Origin of the sequence: Vibrio sp. ABG19, assembly GCF_029962385.1 — a bacterium.
Classification (GTDB): Bacteria; Pseudomonadota; Gammaproteobacteria; order Enterobacterales; family Vibrionaceae; genus Vibrio; species Vibrio ostreae.
This window is the reverse complement of the sequence record NZ_CP071707.1, coordinates 438,064-456,078: the sequence shown is the minus strand read 5'-3', so window position 1 is coordinate 456,078 and position 18,015 is coordinate 438,064. Positions and strand designations below refer to the sequence as shown.

At 49.9% G+C, this 18,015-nt stretch carries 15 protein-coding genes; 1 reads left to right on the top strand and 14 read right to left on the bottom strand.

Annotated features, from left to right (window positions below):
- Positions 1 to 100: 100 nt before the first annotated feature.
- From J0X00_RS01970 to J0X00_RS01905, 14 genes are all read right to left on the bottom strand, one after another.
- The gene (locus tag J0X00_RS01970; protein ID WP_282476864.1) at positions 101 to 1,774 is read right to left on the bottom strand and encodes a FapA family protein; all 1,674 of its coding nucleotides are present in this window, start codon (positions 1,772 to 1,774) and stop codon (positions 101 to 103) included.
- A 315-nt stretch (positions 1,775 to 2,089) separates the two neighbouring features.
- A complete protein-coding gene (locus tag J0X00_RS01965) occupies positions 2,090 to 3,790 on the bottom strand; it encodes a fused response regulator/phosphatase (RefSeq protein WP_282476863.1) in 1,701 nt (566 codons plus the stop codon).
- A gap of 39 nt (positions 3,791 to 3,829) precedes the next feature.
- A complete protein-coding gene (locus J0X00_RS01960; RefSeq protein WP_282476862.1) occupies positions 3,830 to 4,129 on the bottom strand; it encodes an STAS domain-containing protein in 300 nt (99 codons plus the stop codon).
- Between the two features lie 39 nt (positions 4,130 to 4,168).
- A complete protein-coding gene (locus J0X00_RS01955; RefSeq protein WP_218561637.1) occupies positions 4,169 to 5,380 on the bottom strand; it encodes a methyl-accepting chemotaxis protein in 1,212 nt (403 codons plus the stop codon).
- 18 nt (positions 5,381 to 5,398) lie between these two features.
- Positions 5,399 to 6,451, bottom strand: a complete 1,053-nt coding sequence (locus tag J0X00_RS01950; RefSeq protein WP_282476861.1) for a chemotaxis response regulator protein-glutamate methylesterase — start codon at positions 6,449 to 6,451, stop codon at positions 5,399 to 5,401.
- The gene (locus tag J0X00_RS01945) at positions 6,448 to 7,092 is read right to left on the bottom strand and encodes a chemotaxis protein CheD (RefSeq protein ID WP_282476860.1); all 645 of its coding nucleotides are present in this window, start codon (positions 7,090 to 7,092) and stop codon (positions 6,448 to 6,450) included. The genes J0X00_RS01950 and J0X00_RS01945 overlap by 4 nt, the downstream gene beginning before the upstream one ends.
- 8 nt (positions 7,093 to 7,100) lie before the next feature.
- Complete coding sequence (locus J0X00_RS01940) at positions 7,101 to 7,931, bottom strand: protein-glutamate O-methyltransferase CheR (protein WP_282476859.1); 831 nt, start codon at positions 7,929 to 7,931, stop codon at positions 7,101 to 7,103.
- A 15-nt stretch (positions 7,932 to 7,946) separates the two neighbouring features.
- Complete coding sequence (aer2, locus tag J0X00_RS01935) at positions 7,947 to 10,361, bottom strand: aerotaxis transducer Aer2 (protein WP_136483650.1); 2,415 nt, start codon at positions 10,359 to 10,361, stop codon at positions 7,947 to 7,949.
- Positions 10,362 to 10,371: 10 nt separating this feature from the next.
- Complete coding sequence (locus tag J0X00_RS01930; RefSeq protein WP_136483651.1) at positions 10,372 to 10,836, bottom strand: chemotaxis protein CheW; 465 nt, start codon at positions 10,834 to 10,836, stop codon at positions 10,372 to 10,374.
- Entirely contained in the window at positions 10,836 to 11,309 is a 474-nt protein-coding gene (locus tag J0X00_RS01925; protein ID WP_256611910.1) for a chemotaxis protein CheW, read from the bottom strand. Before J0X00_RS01925 ends, J0X00_RS01930 begins: the two co-directional genes overlap by 1 nt.
- 75 nt (positions 11,310 to 11,384) lie before the next feature.
- Positions 11,385 to 13,568: a chemotaxis protein CheA gene (locus tag J0X00_RS01920; RefSeq protein ID WP_282476858.1), complete on the bottom strand. Its 2,184-nt coding sequence runs from the start codon at positions 13,566 to 13,568 to the stop codon at positions 11,385 to 11,387.
- Between the two features lie 147 nt (positions 13,569 to 13,715).
- Entirely contained in the window at positions 13,716 to 14,075 is a 360-nt protein-coding gene (locus tag J0X00_RS01915) for a response regulator (RefSeq protein ID WP_136483654.1), read from the bottom strand.
- A gap of 16 nt (positions 14,076 to 14,091) precedes the next feature.
- Positions 14,092 to 14,364, bottom strand: a complete 273-nt coding sequence (locus tag J0X00_RS01910) for an STAS domain-containing protein (protein WP_136483655.1) — start codon at positions 14,362 to 14,364, stop codon at positions 14,092 to 14,094.
- Positions 14,365 to 14,655: 291 nt separating this feature from the next.
- A complete protein-coding gene (locus J0X00_RS01905; protein ID WP_282476857.1) occupies positions 14,656 to 16,716 on the bottom strand; it encodes a GNAT family N-acetyltransferase in 2,061 nt (686 codons plus the stop codon).
- 207 nt (positions 16,717 to 16,923) lie between these two features.
- Between J0X00_RS01905 and J0X00_RS01900 the strand changes: the two genes are divergently transcribed.
- Positions 16,924 to 17,955, top strand: a complete 1,032-nt coding sequence (locus J0X00_RS01900; protein ID WP_136483657.1) for a spermidine/putrescine ABC transporter substrate-binding protein — start codon at positions 16,924 to 16,926, stop codon at positions 17,953 to 17,955.
- Positions 17,956 to 18,015 lie beyond the last annotated feature (60 nt).

The window sequence follows — 18,015 nt, the reverse complement described above, 5'->3', positions numbered from 1 at the left end:
AAAAGGGAGCCGGGCTCCCTTTTATGCAGTCAGATGGGTTGGAGGTCATGACCGATTTCTCTGCTCATAAGCACCGAGTTCTGCGTTGCTCCAGTTGCGACTAAACCCCGATATCTTCCTCATCGAGTTTAGACGACAGCTGAATTTCATATTGATTGTAGCTGAAAATGGAAGGCCCATGGACCCGCTTTGTCGTCACTCGTTCATCGCCAAATTGTACGGTAACATGGGTAAATACCTTACCCTTCACGTCAACCACGTTATTTTCCAGTGCGATTTGAAATTCATCGTTAAGAACATCCAGCGCCGATTTGACTTTTTCCAGCCTGGCGTTGGCTTGATCCTTGGAATTATCAATCTCAAGTTCTTCTTCATCACTACGTTCGGCTTTAGGGCGTTTTTTGAATTCCAGCTCGCGACGAATAATGTCCATGGTCTCTTCCTGAGCCAGTTTGTACTGCTCCTTGTGCTTAACCATCCGGTCTTTGTACCAGGCAAAGCGTGCAAACGCTTCAACGTTCATCGCGGTATCTCCCTCAACGCCTAAGTTAAGGCAGGTCACTTTCCCCCCCACTTTAGTCACACCACCGCTTAACGTGCCCTGCTTTTCTCCATCGTCCAGGACCAGCAAATCTCCCCCACAGCGCACATCCGCGCCCATACAGTGGACAGCGATCTGAATATTTTCCGCCGCCTGCAATTCACAGAACTGAGCGTAGTTTGCTTTGATACTGACACCGGATTTCACCACACAGCTTTTCGCTTCACCTTCGGAGACGGTATGACCTATGATGCCTTTGCCAACTTCGATGTCTCCCTGAGCTTGCACATCAGCCGATTCAATAAACCCGCCAACGGTGACTGAACCTGTGGCTCGGACGACCATGCCCGGCTCAACATCACCGGCTATAACCACATTGCCTTTGAATTTTACGTGCCCAGTCGCGATGCTGACGTTATTGAGGCACAGCGCGTTATCGACATCAATCGTTTTGCCTTTAATGATGGGCAGGCCAGACTGACTCGCCAGTAAAAGGTTGGGATCCTCAGGAGAAATGTGCGTACCACGGCCTGGCAACAGCTCACTATTGATACCGGGTCTCGGCGCAATCACTTTGCCCTGCACCGTGTACCCGGCTTCCCCCTCGGTCGCAGGCTGACGTCGCATGACCGGCTCGTTTTCGCTAACGGTCACCGTCTCACCGAGGTTGCGCATATCAATTTTATCGTCACTTTTACGCTCTTGCGGCGCCAGAATGCGTTTGCTGACATCCTCCACCAGCGCAATAAACTGGCTGTCCTGCCCCTGTATCGCTTCTTTGCCACGCGCGACAGGCTGAGTGAAGGTTTCTCCGGGCTTGAGTGTGTTACCCATCAGCAGGACTTTCTTCAGGGCTAATTTATTTATCCCTTTCACTACCTGAGCATCCGCTAACGCCTGCACCAGTTCACTGCCATACAAACCTCGGCCGCCATACGCGCCGGTGACCAGCATACTGGCCAACATATCCTGCTCGGTCAGTACGACTTCCACCTGAGCATTACGCTGCAGCGCCACGACTATCCCGTCGTAGGCTTCACTTTTCATTTCCTTGGCACAATGAATAAAACGTTTCACTGAATCCTGGTCAACAAAATATTTTCTTGCCCCGATCTGACCCAAAGCATCGCTCAATCCCTGCTCAGATAACTCCTTGGCGATGGTTTTGTCGCCATTCAGTTTTGCAATCACCTGGGTTTTGTCCTCGGAGAGAACAATCAATTCATTCCACATCCTGAATAACCTTCACGGCATACCTGTCGTTTTGAAATACAGTGTATAGAAATTGAGACAAGGTCGGAATAAAACGAGTAGCAAAGTCAGGCTTACGTCACTTCTTAACCGCAGTGTATCTTGCAGAGAGAGTCAAGCCGCAGCCTGTCACCAGGTTTACAGTGTAAATGTGTCAGCCTCCCCCCGATGCGCAGCGCGCTCTTGCTGTCGTTAAATCACCATAAAAAATAGTTAAGTCACTATGAAAAATAGTTAAGTCATCAGGAATAATAGTTAAATTATCAAAAAGGACCGTGAAGTAATCAAAAGGAAGAGTTAAGTAATCAGGTTAGGGAACGGTTGCTCCTCGTTAAACAGGTACACGGCATGCACACATTTACCTTCATTGAAATAATGCAGTGATTCACACAGTGTCGAGGCCAACAGGATGCCACGCCCATAAGATATATCGGGGTTTTCAGCCCGATTTTGCTGATAATCAAAACCCACGCCACTGTGCTCAAGCATGAATTCAATCCGCGACCGCTGCGGCTGAAAATCGATGTCGAGCCGAATCGAGTGCGATTCATCCAGTTGCTGTAAACGTTCTTCTCTTTGTTGGTAATAGAGTAAGAAACCGTCCGGATCATCTTTCATCTCAGAATTAAGGCCAAGCAAGCCATGATCGATAGCATTGTTGAACAGCTCTGAAAGCAGCGAACACAGTAAGTCGAGATGTTCACCACCCAGCACGATCCCTTTCAGATAAGTGCGTATTTCATTCATTACTGCGATGCGTTTCAGCACCAAAGCGGGAAAGCTAAGTGAGGTTTTCAGGGGAACGTTGCCCAGCATCAACGGCTGATTCACCTGGCCTTGATTCACATTCACCAAGGGAAACGTCATGGTTAATACCGATAGATCATCGGCTTTGCCCGGTTTAGCAAAACGCTGCACTTCTTCGTACAAGGTAGGGATCAAGGCACCTTGCGACACCTTACTCAACAAGGCCTCCAATCTTTGCTCACCGAACCGTTCCCCGACGTCATTTTGCGCTTCGGTAATACCGTCTGTATAACAGACAATGCGCTGGTCCGGATCGAGTTTAAAGTGCATCACATCACTTTCAAACTCATCCGGTTTAAGTACGCCCATTGGCATGTGAGACGAAATCAAACGCTTAGCCACACTGCCGTCGCTGTCGAGAATATAGCCATCCGGCAATCCGCCTCCCCACCAGGAGACTTCAAAACCATTGGCCCTGATTTCAAATACGCTGGCGGCCAGCATCATCCCAGTTGGCAGAAAACTTTCCAGAGAGCGATTAAGTTCTGAAACCATCTCTCCTAAGGACAAACCTTTCGCTGCCGTTGAGAAAAAAGTCCGAGTGGCGGGCAGAGTTGAAATCGCAGCCGGAAGTCCATTACCGGTTGCATCCGCGATCATCACATAGATACCACCGTAAGGCCGGCTGGCAATCACTATCAGATCGCCGTTAAAAATAGTCGATGGAGTCGAGATGTATTCAATACCGAAAATGTGTTCGACCTGCTCGCCCATCTCCTCCATCAGATTGGAAAAAATGGACTCAGAAATAGCGAAGTCATATTGCACCTTATCACGAAATCGTTGCAGCTGGTCACGTTGTTCCATCACCTCTTTGTGCATTTTTACCACCCGGTAATGTGCCTGAACCTTAGCAATCAATACACTGCGCTCAACCGGTTTGAGAATAAAATCATCGCCAAGCGATAAACAGCGCTCAAACGAGTCATGATCATCCAGTACCGTGAGGAAAATGATGGGAATGTAGTGGTTGGGAAACGACTCTCTTATCTCCTGCGCGGTAACAAAGCCATCCTTTACCGGCATCATCACATCCAGCAAAATCAGATCCGGCAGCATTTCCATCTGCTGCATGGCAGCCACCACACCTTCACCGTTCTCAAAGACATCAATATGCTCCGCGACGTTCTCGAGCATAAAACGGCACAACTGACGGTTGGTTGCATGGTCATCCACAACAATTACGCGCATAGGTATGTGACTCTCCCTGCTTATTCGATAGTCAGGCGTTTATTCGATGGTAAATTTCTTATCAAAACGCGAAATCATCAATACTTTGCGCACCTGAGGGAGCGTATTGACGATGCGAATCATGCCATCGGGCTGCTCAAGATAGTTCTTCATATTCAACAACATTCCCAAAGCGGTACTATCGATATAATCAACTTTACGCATATCAACCGTAAACTGATGATCAAACCGTTTAGCATAACTACTACGAAAATCCTGCACCAGGTTGAAACAAAAGGTCCCTTCCACCGCAATGGTGACATGCTTGTTATCGTTATCTATCCTAGTTTCAATGGCCATATCTCGTCCTTAAAACGCTCATTTTTAATACGTCCGTCCTTAAAACAGTTCAACTTCCCCCTCATCCATACTGCTTTGACTGGCCGCCGGTGCACTGCGATTAGAAGTTTTCTGTTCCAGTTGTTCGAGGTGTGCACTCTCCACGCCACCGTGGTGAAGCTTATCGAGTAACTGCAACGCCTCTTCCAGATAATGCAAAGAATCCTGCGCATAATCGCCTTGCTGCATCACGATGTCGGCAAATTGCAGACAACGTACTCCATCGCCCACATGCTGCACCAGAATCTGACCCAGCTCCTGTATTTTCTGCACTTCACGTTCGATTTCAGTATTGACTTGCTGAACCCCCTGCAGCATGTCATCGACCGACTGCTTCGACGCTTCGATATGAGACATATCGATGGTCGCCATCTCACCCACTGTGTGATTGGCCGCTTTTACGGTCTGCTGCGCAATCTGAATTTCTTTTTCAATCTGGTTATTGAGCGCTTCCGCTTTAACTGACAAATTGCGTACCTCCTGCGCGACCACAGCAAAGCCTCGGCCGGCTTCACCGGCGCGGGCCGCTTCGATTGCCGCGTTCAGCGCCAGAAGATTGGTCTGCTCAGATAATCCACGAACCTCGTTGAGCAGCTTAAACACCACATCCAGCTTGTCCGACATATCATGAATACTGCTCACGGCTGACGTGCTTTTTTGCGACACATTGTGCAGGGTCGCAATAAACTCATTAATGATGGCTTCGGTGCGTGGCAGGACCGTTTTCAAGTTGTACTGACTGTTCTGATTGGCGAGCAGATTGTTCACTAAGGTGCTGGATATTTCCGACTGCTGCTCACTGACCATCTGCAAACCAAAAAAGCTTTCATTTAAAGTTTCGGCCGACTCATCCACTATATTGTGCTGTTTGATCAAAGGCTCTTTGATACGCTCGATATTCTGATTAATCACGGCCTGCAAACGTTTCACCTGAGCGGCATCACCTCGCCCAGACTGGGAAGACGAAGCGACAGCAGATTGGGGGTTATGTTTGTCGCTGGATTTGGGCTGTGCCGAATCCGCCGTTGAAGCAGCGCGGCTTGCATAAGCCGAGGAAGGCGACGAGCCTGTCAGCAACCAGGGTAAAAGCGCAATCAGCACAATCGCACTCCCGAGCCCCGCTGACACATCCTGCGTCAGGATGCCAGCCAATAGCCCCAGCTGTAACAACGCGACGCCGCCTGTTTTGATAAAGTTTTTACTTTTCCGCATACTGACTCCTGCTGGCCGCTATCGGTTAATTTTATTTAGGTGAATATGTTCACCAATCCATTGCGGCATCGCGCTGAGTGCCCGCACATCCTTGGCTGCCCCCAGTTCAATGGCCACTCTGGGCATTCCCCACACCACACAACTACGTTCATCCTGGGCGACGGTTGCCGCGCCCTTCTGGCGCATTTTAAGCATCCCCTTAGCGCCATCTTGTCCCATTCCGGTCAGTAACATCGCCAACGCCTTATCTGCGAGCACTTCTGCCACCGAATCAAACATCACATCCACTGAGGGTTTATGACGATTGACCGGATCGCGGTCATCCAGCAACGCGTACAACTCGGCACCGCGGCGAGTGACCACCATATGTTGATCTCCGGGCGCAAGATAGGCGTGACCACTTTGCAGCAATACCTGACGCTGTTTGACCTCCTCCACTTCAACCGCGCTATTGGCATTAAGCCTTTTAGCCAATGAAGGGGTAAACTGGGCACTGATATGCTGGGTGATCACGATGGGCGGTAAACCTGCCGGTAATGCAGATAAAACGCTGTTCAGCGCCTCCGTACCGCCGGTTGAAGCACCAATGGCCAACAATTGGATCCGGGTTGAGCAAGGCGTTATTGTCACAGGAGCTTTTGCTGACGGCTTCGGGCTGCTGGCCACATTCGCCCCGGCCGCCATTTTGAGTTTGTCATTCACCAGCGTTTTGTAATTCACCATATCCGCCGTGTTATCGACTGAAGGCTTGGGAAAATAATCCACTGCACCGGCTTCAAGTGCCGCGAGTGTTGCATCAGCACCATGCTGGGTCAGGGTAGAGATCATCACCACCGGCATCGGACGCAGACGCATCAGATTACGCAGAAACTGTACGCCATTCATTTTGGGCATCTCGATATCCAGCGTCAGCACATCCGGATTGAGGCGCTTGATCATATCACGCGCCTGATAAGGATCCTCCGCGCTGCCGACAACTTCAAGATCCGGATCGGATGCGATCAGCTGGGTCAATAGCGCTCTGAATACCGGAGAATCATCCACGACCAACACTTTGATCATTTTGCTCATTCGAATAACTCCACATTCTTGCCCGTATCAGGCATTTGCTGCGCCACCTGGCTGGAGTAACACTCTTCACTGCGGCGAATCTGCATCACTTCCGCACACGGAATACGTTTCAGCCAGGCTCGGCCCGACTTAGGGTCAAACAGTACGCGGCGCGGGTCGACTCCGCCCAGATCTTTAGCGACCACATTGAGGCCTTCACGCTGTACATAACCGAGAACAAACTCCACATTCTTAATTCCAATCAGTGATTTGAACCCCAGCAATTGCGCGCCGCCAAACAGTTTCACATTCAGGCGACCGCGTTGCGCACCAATGTTAAGCAATTGATTAATAATATTTTCCATTGCATAACACCCGTAGCGGGAGGCATTCGATAACAGTTCATCGGCTTTCCAATGATGCAGTTCGGCGGTGGTATCAAACGGCAACAGAAAATGGTTCATCCCACCAACACCTGCGCTGGGATCCCAAATGCAGGCGGACACACAAGAGCCAAGTCCTGTGGTTATGATTTCATGATTCCCGGTCACGTATACCTGACCGGGCGCAACCTTAACCCACGGCAGGTCGGACCTATTGTGCGGGAAACGCTCAAAAGATGTCTGCAATGACGGTGTATGGGTTACGACTTCACTTACCATGGTTTGTCCTACATTTTGACGTAAATTGTCTGGCCGAGATGATGGAACAACGAACTGCACCCTCCCAATCCTTCAGAATGGCCGAGGAACAATACACCGCCAGGCTTGAGGCGAGCATGAAAACGCCTGAGTATCTGCTCCTGAGTAGGTTTATCGAAATAGATCATCACGTTACGGCAAGCGATCAGATCAAATTGCTCCGGCAGCGACCAGGGTTCGATCAAGTTGATCGGCTGAAACTGAATAAACTGCTGCAACCGGTTAGCCACTTTGATCTTCCCACTCTGCGCCTCTTTACCACGCATAAAACATTGCCTGAGGTACTGTTTCGGTATCGTCGCCAACGCTTCCTTCGGGTAGACGCCGCGTTTGGCATGCTCAAGTACCTGAGTATCGAGATCCGTGGCAAAGATTTTCACTGACTGAGCAAACTCAAAAGCACCGGCATGCCACAGGGTCGCGGCTATGCTGTATGGCTCCTCACCGGTTGAACAGCCGGCAGACCAGATCTTAATCTCGGTATTACCTAAACTGCGCCAACCTTCCACCACCACTTTTTCAAGAAACTCAAAATGATGAATTTCACGGAAAAACTGGGTTTTATTGGTCGTCAGTGTGTTGATGAAATGCACACATTCCTGCTCATCATTCTCTATCAGTGCCCGATACTCTTTAAAACGGGTTAATCCACGCCGCCTCAGCTGGCGGCTGACTCTGCCATACACCATGGCACGCTTGGTGTCCGCCAAATAGATGCCGACCCGCTTATGCATGAACCATTGGATGAACTTAAAATCCTTATCCGTCAGTTCAAATTCTTGTTCACTCACCGCCAACATAGCCTGAACCCTTTATTAGAACTCTTCCCATTCATCACCATCGTCACTGAGATTCATCTTGGCGTTGGCAACTTTTCCACTGGCACGTAAATCCCTGACATTGCCACGCTTGCCGGTTGGCTTGGCTGCGATTGGAGATCGTTTGGTCTCAAAGGTCGTAATGTTGCTGTCGGTGGCAAAGAAGTTCATCAGATTAAGCAGCTCTTTACCTTCGTCTTTCAGCGACTGGCTCGCCGCCGAAATTTCCTCAACCAGCGAGGCATTTTGCTGCGTCATCTCATCCATGGCGGTTACCGCGCGATTGATCTCATCAATACCGGTCGACTGCTCTATACTCGATGACGTGATCTGGCTAATCAGTACCGAAACTTTCTGCACCGCTTCAACTAACTCATCCAGCGTAGCACCGGATTCATTCACCAGGCGTGAACCTTCATCCACTTTCTCGACACTGTCTTTAATTAAGCCTTTAATCTCTTTCGCTGCCGCGGCACTGCGCTGTGCCAGGTTACGTACTTCACCCGCCACAACCGCAAATCCACGCCCTTGTTCACCGGCCCGCGCCGCTTCGACAGCGGCGTTCAGCGCCAGCAGATTGGTCTGGAATGCAATCTCATCAATCACACCGATGATGTCAGCAATCTTCTTGCTCGCGGTGTTGATTTCGCTCATCGCGTTAATAGCCTGCCCGACCACCTGGCCGCCCTGACTGGCTTTTTTCGCCGCATCGTTTGACACGGTGTTGGCATCTTTAGCGTTATCAGCGTTCTGGCGCACTGTCGCGGTCATTTGTTCCATACTGGCTGCCGTTTGCTCCAGATTTGACGCCTGGGCTTCAACGCGCTGACTGAGGTCATTATTCCCGTCGGCAATTTCGGTCGAGGCAGTCGCCACCCGTGCCGAGGATTTCGTGATCTTATCGACCATATTGCGCAAGTTGATGATCGAAGTATTGACCGCTTCAGCCAGTCGCCCAAATTCACCCTGATGATCAGACGGCATCTGATTATTCAGGTTGCCTTCAGCCACCTCACTCATCACGTCAATACACTGGCCAAGCGGTTCAACCAGAGTATCAAGCAGATTATTAATACCATCGCCCAGCTCCCGCATAAATCCACTGTAAGCGGCCGTGTTGATGCGTTCATGCAACTGACCATCAATCGCTTTCTGAATCAGACTTTCCACCTGACGCTGGCCATCCTGTTGCTCGGTGATATCCACCCATTGCAGTGCCGGACCAATGTAGTTGCCTTTGCTGTCATGCATCGCAATACAGGTCAGATTGAACTCCAGCGCTCCGACCGCAATATTGGAACTGAATGGCAGGCGATCAGGATTATTAATGATATTACGCTGATGGCCTGGGTTTTTATGGAAAACATCAATGTTGCGTCCGACCAGATGATCAACATCAAAACCTGGAAATGCTTGCTGCAACTCCCGTTGTCGGCTGCGCAGTAATTCCGTCAACGACGGATTGAGATAACGTATGATGCCTTCAGGGTCAGCCATCATCAGGTTGGTGGTCATGCCCTCAACGGCAGAAGCAAGACGACCGATTTGCATGTCCATCGCACGCTCTTCGGTCACGTCACGCCATTCCAGCGTGTTGCCAATATAGGCACCGCCCTTATCGAAAATTGCCGCAACATTGAGTTCTATTTTGATATCGCTGATGGCGATATCAGTACTGTATGGCAGATTACCCGGGTCGCTGAGCATCTTGCGCTGGTGGGCCGGATTGCGGTGGAACTCATCAATACAACGCCCCATCAGCCAGTCTGACGAAGCGGTAAAACCAGACCAGACAGTGCGTAGTTTCGCTTCATGCTTACCAAACAGATTCAGCGTTTCCTGGTTGATGTAAGTGATATTGAAATCACGATCAATCATGACCATCGCGGTTTGGGCCTGATCGATGGCCGCGCGCAGGCGTGCCACTTCATTTTCCTGCTGCCGTTCTGCCGTGACATCACGCCACTCCAGGGTGTTACCGACATACTGTCCGTCATGATCGAGTATCGCGCCGACGTTAAGTTCGATCTTAACGCCGCGAATGTCTATGGTCGTGATATAGGGCAGACGAGCCGGTGTTGATAACATCTGACGCTGGTGGGCCGGATTAGCATGAAACAGATCGATACAATAGCCGAGTAAAAAGTCTTCCTCAGCACGAAAGTTAGGCCATACCGATTTGAACAGGCTCTCATGCTGTTTGAGTAACAGCATCGATTGTTTGTTGACATAAGTGATTTTGAAATCACGGTCGATCATCATTAATGCCGTTTGTGCAGCATTTAACGCCGACAGCAGATGTTGATTGGAAATACCAAAACTCGCCTTGGCCGGAGTCTCATCTTGCACCACGTGACTGACTGGCGCGCTATCGTGTTTTTGTTGTTGGGGTTTGCGGTTCCAGAATGGCATGAGTATTCCCTCACATGATTGCAGCTTCGACGGAATGGTGTTGCAGCTTGCTCACATCAAACAGAGCTTCAACATCAATCAAAATTAGGTGGCCACTTTTGACCGAGGCGATGCCTTTAATAAAAGGCTGCGGCTGTGAACAAGATAAACCGGGCGCAGGTTTTATCTGCTGTTGCGACAGTTCGTACACTTCAGCGACACCATCCACGATAAGTCCGAGCGGCTGTTTGGCACTGTCATTAAGGACAATCACCACGGTGGTGGCACTAATGCAGGCCGGTTCCAGATTGAAACGACGCCGTAAATCAACTATCGGCACATATTCACCACGAATATCCAGAACGCCGAGTAAGTAATCCGGACCGTTGGGGACGGAACGTACCTCGCTCCAGCCACGCACTTCACGTACATCTAAAATGGGTACGCCATATTCATCTTGTGCCAGAATGAAGCTTAAAAATTCCTGACTGTGCATCACGCCTCCTCGCCCAGTAAACGCTGGATATCCAGCAGGGCTTCGGTATCCAGCAGCGACATCACCTCTTCACCGACATTGAGCAGGCCTTGCAGATACGGAGCAATTGACGTCTCGCCGATAGCGGGAAACAACTCGTTGTCACCCTGGCCGATGACGTCACTGACCGCATCCACTACCAGGCCCATCAGACGAGTTTGTTCACCGAACTCACTGCGCACCACTAACACCACGGTAGTCGGCAGATAATCGTTAGAACCGATGCCGAAACGCAGACGCAAATCCATGATAGGAACTATCATACCGCGCAGATTAATCACTCCTTTGACGAAATGAGGCGCGCGAGGAATCGGCGTAGGATGCTCCCAGACGCGGATTTCTTCAATGTCGCAAATCGCCACGCCATACAATTCACTGGCCAGACGAAAACTGAGAAAGTCGGCATTCATTGCCGAAGCATCATGACTGGCCATCAACGCAGCATGAACCACGGATTCATGTTGCAGCGGATGCGCATGTTCGATATCCATTCCTAACTCTCCTTGTTATCAGGCAGCAATCACTTTCTGGGTCTGACTGCGACGTTTCAGATAATTGGTAATCAGCCCCTGAATATCCAGGATCAAAGACACCGAGCCATCTCCAAGAATGGTTGCTCCCGAGATACCGGCCACCTTGGCATAATTGGACTCCAGGCTCTTGATCACCACCTGTTGCTGATCAAGTAACTCATCAACCAGCAAACCGACCCGGTTGCCCGCCGCTTCAACAAAACAGAGCAAGCGCTTATCCAGCGGGCCGCTGGCACCCATTTCCAGTTCATCCTGCAGGCGCAGTATCGGAATATTGTCTTCCCGCAAGCGATACAGTTCGACACCGCCGGAAGCCAGTTTGACGCAGGCGGGGTTAATCTGGATCGATTCGATGATAGTCAGCAGAGGAATGATGTAGACCTCCTGACCAACCTTAACCAGTTGGCCGTCGAGGATAGCCAGGGTCAGCGGCAGATTGATAGTAAAATGGCTGCCGCGTCCCAGTTCAGAATCCAGCTCAATATGCCCGCCAAGCTCTTCAATGTTGCGTTTCACTACATCCATGCCCACCCCGCGGCCGGAAATATCAGACACCTGTTCTGCGGTGGAAAATCCCGGAGCGAAAATCAGGCTCATCACCTGTTTATCACTGATATCTTCGCGTCGGCTGTCTGCGGGTAACACACCTTTCTCCACCGCCTTGCGCCAGATTCGCTCACAATCAATCCCGGCACCATCGTCTTTGACTTCAATAACAATTGAGCCCCCCTGATGGTAGGCTTTCAGTTCCACACAACCGGTTTCTGATTTACCGGCCTGCAGCCGCTGGTGTGGCTGCTCTATACCGTGGTCAATGCCGTTACGCACCAGGTGAACCAGCGGGTCCACAATACGCTCCAGCACGGTTTTATCGAGTTCGGTATTTTCGCCTTCAATTTTAAGCTCTACCTTTTTCTCCAGCCGGCCACACAAATCACGTACCAAGCGGGGAAAGCGACTAAACGCAAAACTCATTGGCAACATGCGAATATTGAGTACGTTTTCCTGTAGATCTTTACTATTTTGCAGTAGTTGCGCCAAGCCGGATTTGAGTTTTTCCAGCTTATCCATCGAAAAGTCGTTGCCAATTTCGGTTAACATGGATTGGGTAATCACCAGTTCGCCGACCAGATTAATCAGGCTGTCAACTTTATCGATATCCACCCTGATAGAAGTGACGCTGGATTCAGATTTGACTGGTTTCACTGCCGCTTTGACTACAGGCTCAGCCGCTAGAATAGGCGCCGCACTCACCTTAGCTGCAGCACTCACATCAGGCGTGGCGACCTTCGCTCCTTCCTCAACCTGCCCAACACGCGTTAAGTCACCAGCGGTATTGACTGCCGGGGTTGATGACGAAGCTGCACCTTGCGCATCATTGTCACCGGCAGCCATGTCCTCGCTGCCCGGCAGCTCAGACGCTATTCGATTAAGATGCAGGTCACATTCATCTTCAACCCATTCAAATATCTCCCGAATGTCACTCTCTTCGAGCGCTGCACTGAGCCGGATCCGCCACGCCAGATAACACAGCTCAGGCTCGAGTTCGAGCAATTCAGGTAAAGCACGGCTATCGACGTCGAGCTGGCATTGCGGGTCAAGCTGTTGCAACTCACGCAAAATACGCAGCGGATCATTACCACTGAAGAACAACTCGCGATGAGGTACAAACTGTAATTGCCATTCTCCGGGCGCGGAGTGGGCAGAGGAATCACTGCCGGAACGAAGTGGCGTTGCGGCTTGTTGACCACTTTGTCCCGTTTGATGTTCCGTGCCTTTGAGCAAGGCGCTCAATTCGAGCCCGACTTGATGTGTCATTGCCGTGTCACACGGAGAGCCCTGTTCATGACCATGAAGTAACTCGCGTATCATGTCGCAACTTTTCAATAGTACATCGACGCTGTTACTGCTGAGTTGCGTCTGATGGTTGCGAACCAGGTCAAGATAAGCCTCAACGGAATGGGTAAACTCGCTGATATCGAGTAAATTGAATGTCGCGGCACCGCCTTTGATAGAATGGGCGGCCCGAAAAATAGTATTAATGGTTTCATCATCGGCCTGTTGCGGGTCGAGATGTAGTAACACATTTTCCAGCACTTCAAGATTTTCACGACATTCCTCGTAAAACATCTTGCGCAGTTGCTCCATATCTAAAGCCATACCCTGCCCTACCAATTAACGTTATTCGTGACGCCCAAATCGCTTATCTTTTCTAGTACTGCTTATCTGATGTTGAGCTCTGGGTTGTTAACCAGATTTTGATTTAACAATTTATCCTTACCCGTAGAATCTGCGTTTACCCAGTGGTTACAGGACTCGTTGCAGCGTTTTGAGCAGCGTGTCCGGATTAAACGGTTTGACTATCCAACCGGTCGCACCGGCCTGTTTGCCTTGCTGTTTTTTCTCGGTACTGGTTTCAGTGGTTAACATCAGAATAGGAATAAACTTGTACTGTGGATTACCCCGAATCGCTTTAACCAATTCGAAGCCGCCCATGTTAGGCATGTTGACATCGGAAATAATCACATCAAATTTAGTACGCTGCGCCTTGATTAGCGCATCCTGGCCATCATTGGCCGTTTCTACTTCAAAGCCAGCGTCTTTAAGAGTATGACTGACCATCTGGCGAATAGAGATCGAATCATCGACGGCGAGAATTTTAGTCATCACGTTTTCCTTCTCATTACTGAGCACCCATAAGTATGCTGTCCAGTCCCAAGACTTTAAGGCCTTCCTCAAGCGTCTCAGATACGTTTTGAAACTGTAAATCTTTTCCGGCCACCCGAGCAGAATGATGAAATGAAACCAGCAGCTGCAATCCAGCCGCATCAACACGATTCACGCAGGCAGCATCAAGCACAATGACATCATCACTGTGCTGTTGAAGCCACTGGGTATATTGAACCTTGCAATCAACGACATTGCTGATATCCAGACTTTCATTGAGAGAAAACATGAAGTTTCACCTTACTGACGTGCGTGGATGCGAATTTTGGTCTTATGAAATGAGTGTAGAAACTAATGCTTAATTAGCAAATTCTCCACAACGTTTATACGGGATGCAGCAACCGGTGCTTTTAAACAAGATGCGTTATAAGCGATTAAATTAGAAAGGAAATTTTTATCTGATTAGCAAATCAAAAAGTCCTACCGGTTCAATGAGACCAATAGGACTTTTTTGTTATGTCGGGTTGATCACACCCATTTACAGTGTAAATCGGGTAACGCGATTTACACTCGAATAACTTCAGGCTGTCAGTTTACAGTGTAAATTACTCAGTAACTTAGCCAACTCCGTACGGATGTCCTGTTCGGCCTGTTTACGACCAGTGTAATGATAACGTCTGGCACATTCTTGCCATGACCGTTGCTGGACCACTTTCGCAATCATCAGCTCAGATAGCTCCAGCCACTGCTGCGGCGCTAAAGCCAGTAAAAGTTGCTCAATCCAAACGGCAACACTTTCGTAGTTCGCGCCACCGTGAGCATAGCCGGACAATAAGTGATAGGGGACGGTCTGGTCAGAACTTGCTGACTGGCGTGCCGCCATCAACGCTTGCACCAGCCCCGTATCCAATCCCTGCAAACTATCTTTTAATTCATAACACAGATGCTGATAAAACTGCTGCTCAGCTGATGACATCCAATCACCACCAGACGCCCGGACCATTAACAGTGAATAACAGCCACTGGCTTGATCGCGCTGCGAGCCGAGCTTGACCGCTCGAAATTGGTTGCTGAGCCAAAAGTGAATCAGATGCTTGGTCGCGCCAAAGCTCGTCGCGTAATAGTCCGCCGGATTGTGCGCAATAAAGTGCTGCAGTAATTGAGACCCAAGCCCGAGTTGCTGGCACTGTGGGTGCACAGCAATCCGCATTACCCGCCAACAGGCTTGCTGCGCAGCCTCAGTCAGCCCGAGTTGATTGGCTAACGTCACTGGCGCTAACTGACCTCTCGGGCGCCGGGCGCCGAGCTGAATCTGAGTAATCAGCTCAGCATTCAGGCCACCTTCGCGCACCGCAAGAATGCAGCCCACGATCTGTTGTCCAAATTTAGCCTCCTGTTGCCCAGATTTAGCAACATACACCGACATGGCCTCATCACCCAGCAGATGCAGCAGGTCGTTAGGTGATGTTTGATAATGAGCATTGACCAATAAAGAGAAGATCTCAGACAGCAGTTGTGGCTGCTGCAACAGTTGCTGTTTACTCACCTGCTGATAACCAACCGCAGCGATGGAGAAATCTGCAGCCAAAGCTGGAAATTCATAATCAAGTAAAAACGCGCGTCGATGCCATGCTTCCAGCGGATCACCCAGGCTCCAGCGAATCGGTTGGTCAATATGCTGACTGCGAAATTGCGGACGCTCTTGCTGTAGCCAGTGAAGGAATTTGAGCGTAAAGCCACGCCCGCATCCTTCATAACCATGAATCGTGGTAGAAAACACCGCGCGATGATAACGGTCCACCAACGCAATTAACCAAGGCAGTGGCAGCGCCGCCGCCTCGTCGACCAACAACAGATCGCAATCCGGCGTCTGACTGATTAACTCATCCGGTGCAACAAAACGCAAACTCGACTGTCCGAATCGAATCTCCCCTCTTTTTATCACCGCGTCTTGTAAACCGAGCTCGGCATGTCGAAAAAGCGGAGCCACACTGGCTAAAGACGGCGCCGTAACCAGGATGTGCAAATTACGGCTTTGCATTAAACGCGCCGCCGCCATGCCCAGTGCACTGCTTTTCCCGCGTCCGCGATCGGCGGTTAACACCAGTGGCCGCTTACGGTGCCCGCTGACTACCCGTTCGACATTATCGATTGCGTCATTCTGCTGAGAAAAATCGATATCGCCGAATGGCTGTTGCCGGGCAGGCATTAGCGGTAATTGTCGCGGCGTAATCACTGGCAGTTCATCCAGACAGCGATTCAGCCACTGCGTGGCGGGACTGTTTTTTTGCGGTAGCTCCCCTAGCACAATCAACAGCCCGCCGCCGACTAAAGTCCCTAACGCCGCACTGAAACTATTTGCGTCCAGCCCCGCCGAGACATCACAAATCAGCAACTGGCATTCACGTCCGAGAAACTGCTGGCCTTTGTTAAAGGCAACATGTTCAGCATGCGTCACATGCTCACCGCCCAACTGAAAGACAGTTGCAACCGAAGATTTGTCACTCAGACAATCTGCTAATATGGAGTCATGCCATGGCACTGTGGCAGCAATACGCACCCCAAAGCGGCAATGCTGCTGTTTGGCTTGTTGTGATAATTGCAAAAGAAAGTGAGAAATGTCTGCACTGGAAATTGTCATAAACTTTGCTCTGAATAACCCTGGCTCCATGTTAGCACACGCATCAGCAGCGATAAGAGCGCTATCGTTGCGTAGCAACAGAATCGCGCTCCACAGTGAAAATTTTTTGCCAAAACGACAAATTATATTTGCTTTATTAAGAACCTGATTTCACTAATGATGCAACAGAAATCCAGTATGGTGCTGGGCCAGAGGAAAGCAAATGCAATGAAACATTTCATCAAAGGATTGGTATTGGCTGCGGCCGTCGCGGCGTCGCAAGTCAACGCTGAAACACAAAGCCTGAACGTGTATGCCTGGGGCGGTTACCTGCCTGAAGCATCGTTGAAAAAGTTTGAACAGCAAGAAGGTGTCACCATCAACTATTCTACTTTCGAGAATAATGAGTCGATGTATACCAAGCTCAAACTTCTCAAAGGCAGTGGTTATGATGTGGTGTTCGCCTCCGCCTATTTTATCGAAAAAATGGGCCGTGAAGGTTTGTTGAGCGAACTCGACCACAACCAAATCCCGAACATGAAGGATACGGTGCCTGCCCTGCTTGGTCAGGCTCATGATCCACAAAACAAGTATTCATTGCCGTACATCTGGGGGGTGACCGGATTAAGTTACAACGAAACAGCCATCCCGCAAGGCATCACTAAATGGCAAGATTTATGGGACAGCCAATACCGCCAGCAAGTCATGCTGATCGACGACATCCGTGATGTGTTTGGTATGGCGCTTAAAATGAATGGTTACAGCATCAATACCAAAAACGAGCAAGAAATTGAAAAAGCGTACCAATCTCTCGCAGCGCTGAAAGATAACGTTTTGCTGTATAACTCAGACGCGCCGCATGTACCTTACGTATCAGGTGAAGCGACCTTAGGTATGCAATGGAACGGCAACGCCTATCAGGGACAACAAGATATGCCGGAACTGAAGTTTGTTATGCCGGAAGAAGGGGCGGTATTGTGGATGGACAACTTCACCATCCCGTCCGGCAGCCAACAAAAAGCCCTGGCACATAAGTTTATCAACTTTATGTACCAGCCTGAAAACCAGGCCGAAATCGTCAACAGCCTGGGTTATGCCTCAGCAACCAAAGGCGGACGAGCCTTGCTGCCGGAAGCGCTGCGTAACAACACCACTATCTTCCCTTCTGATGAAGATATGGCGAAAGGCGAATTCATCAATGATGTCGGCCCGCAAGCGCTGGCTATCTACGAAAAATACTGGCAGCGCCTGAGAAACTAAAGCTCTGGCCGTAACCTACACCTATCAAAAAAGCCCGCTTCATAAGCGGGCTTTTGCACA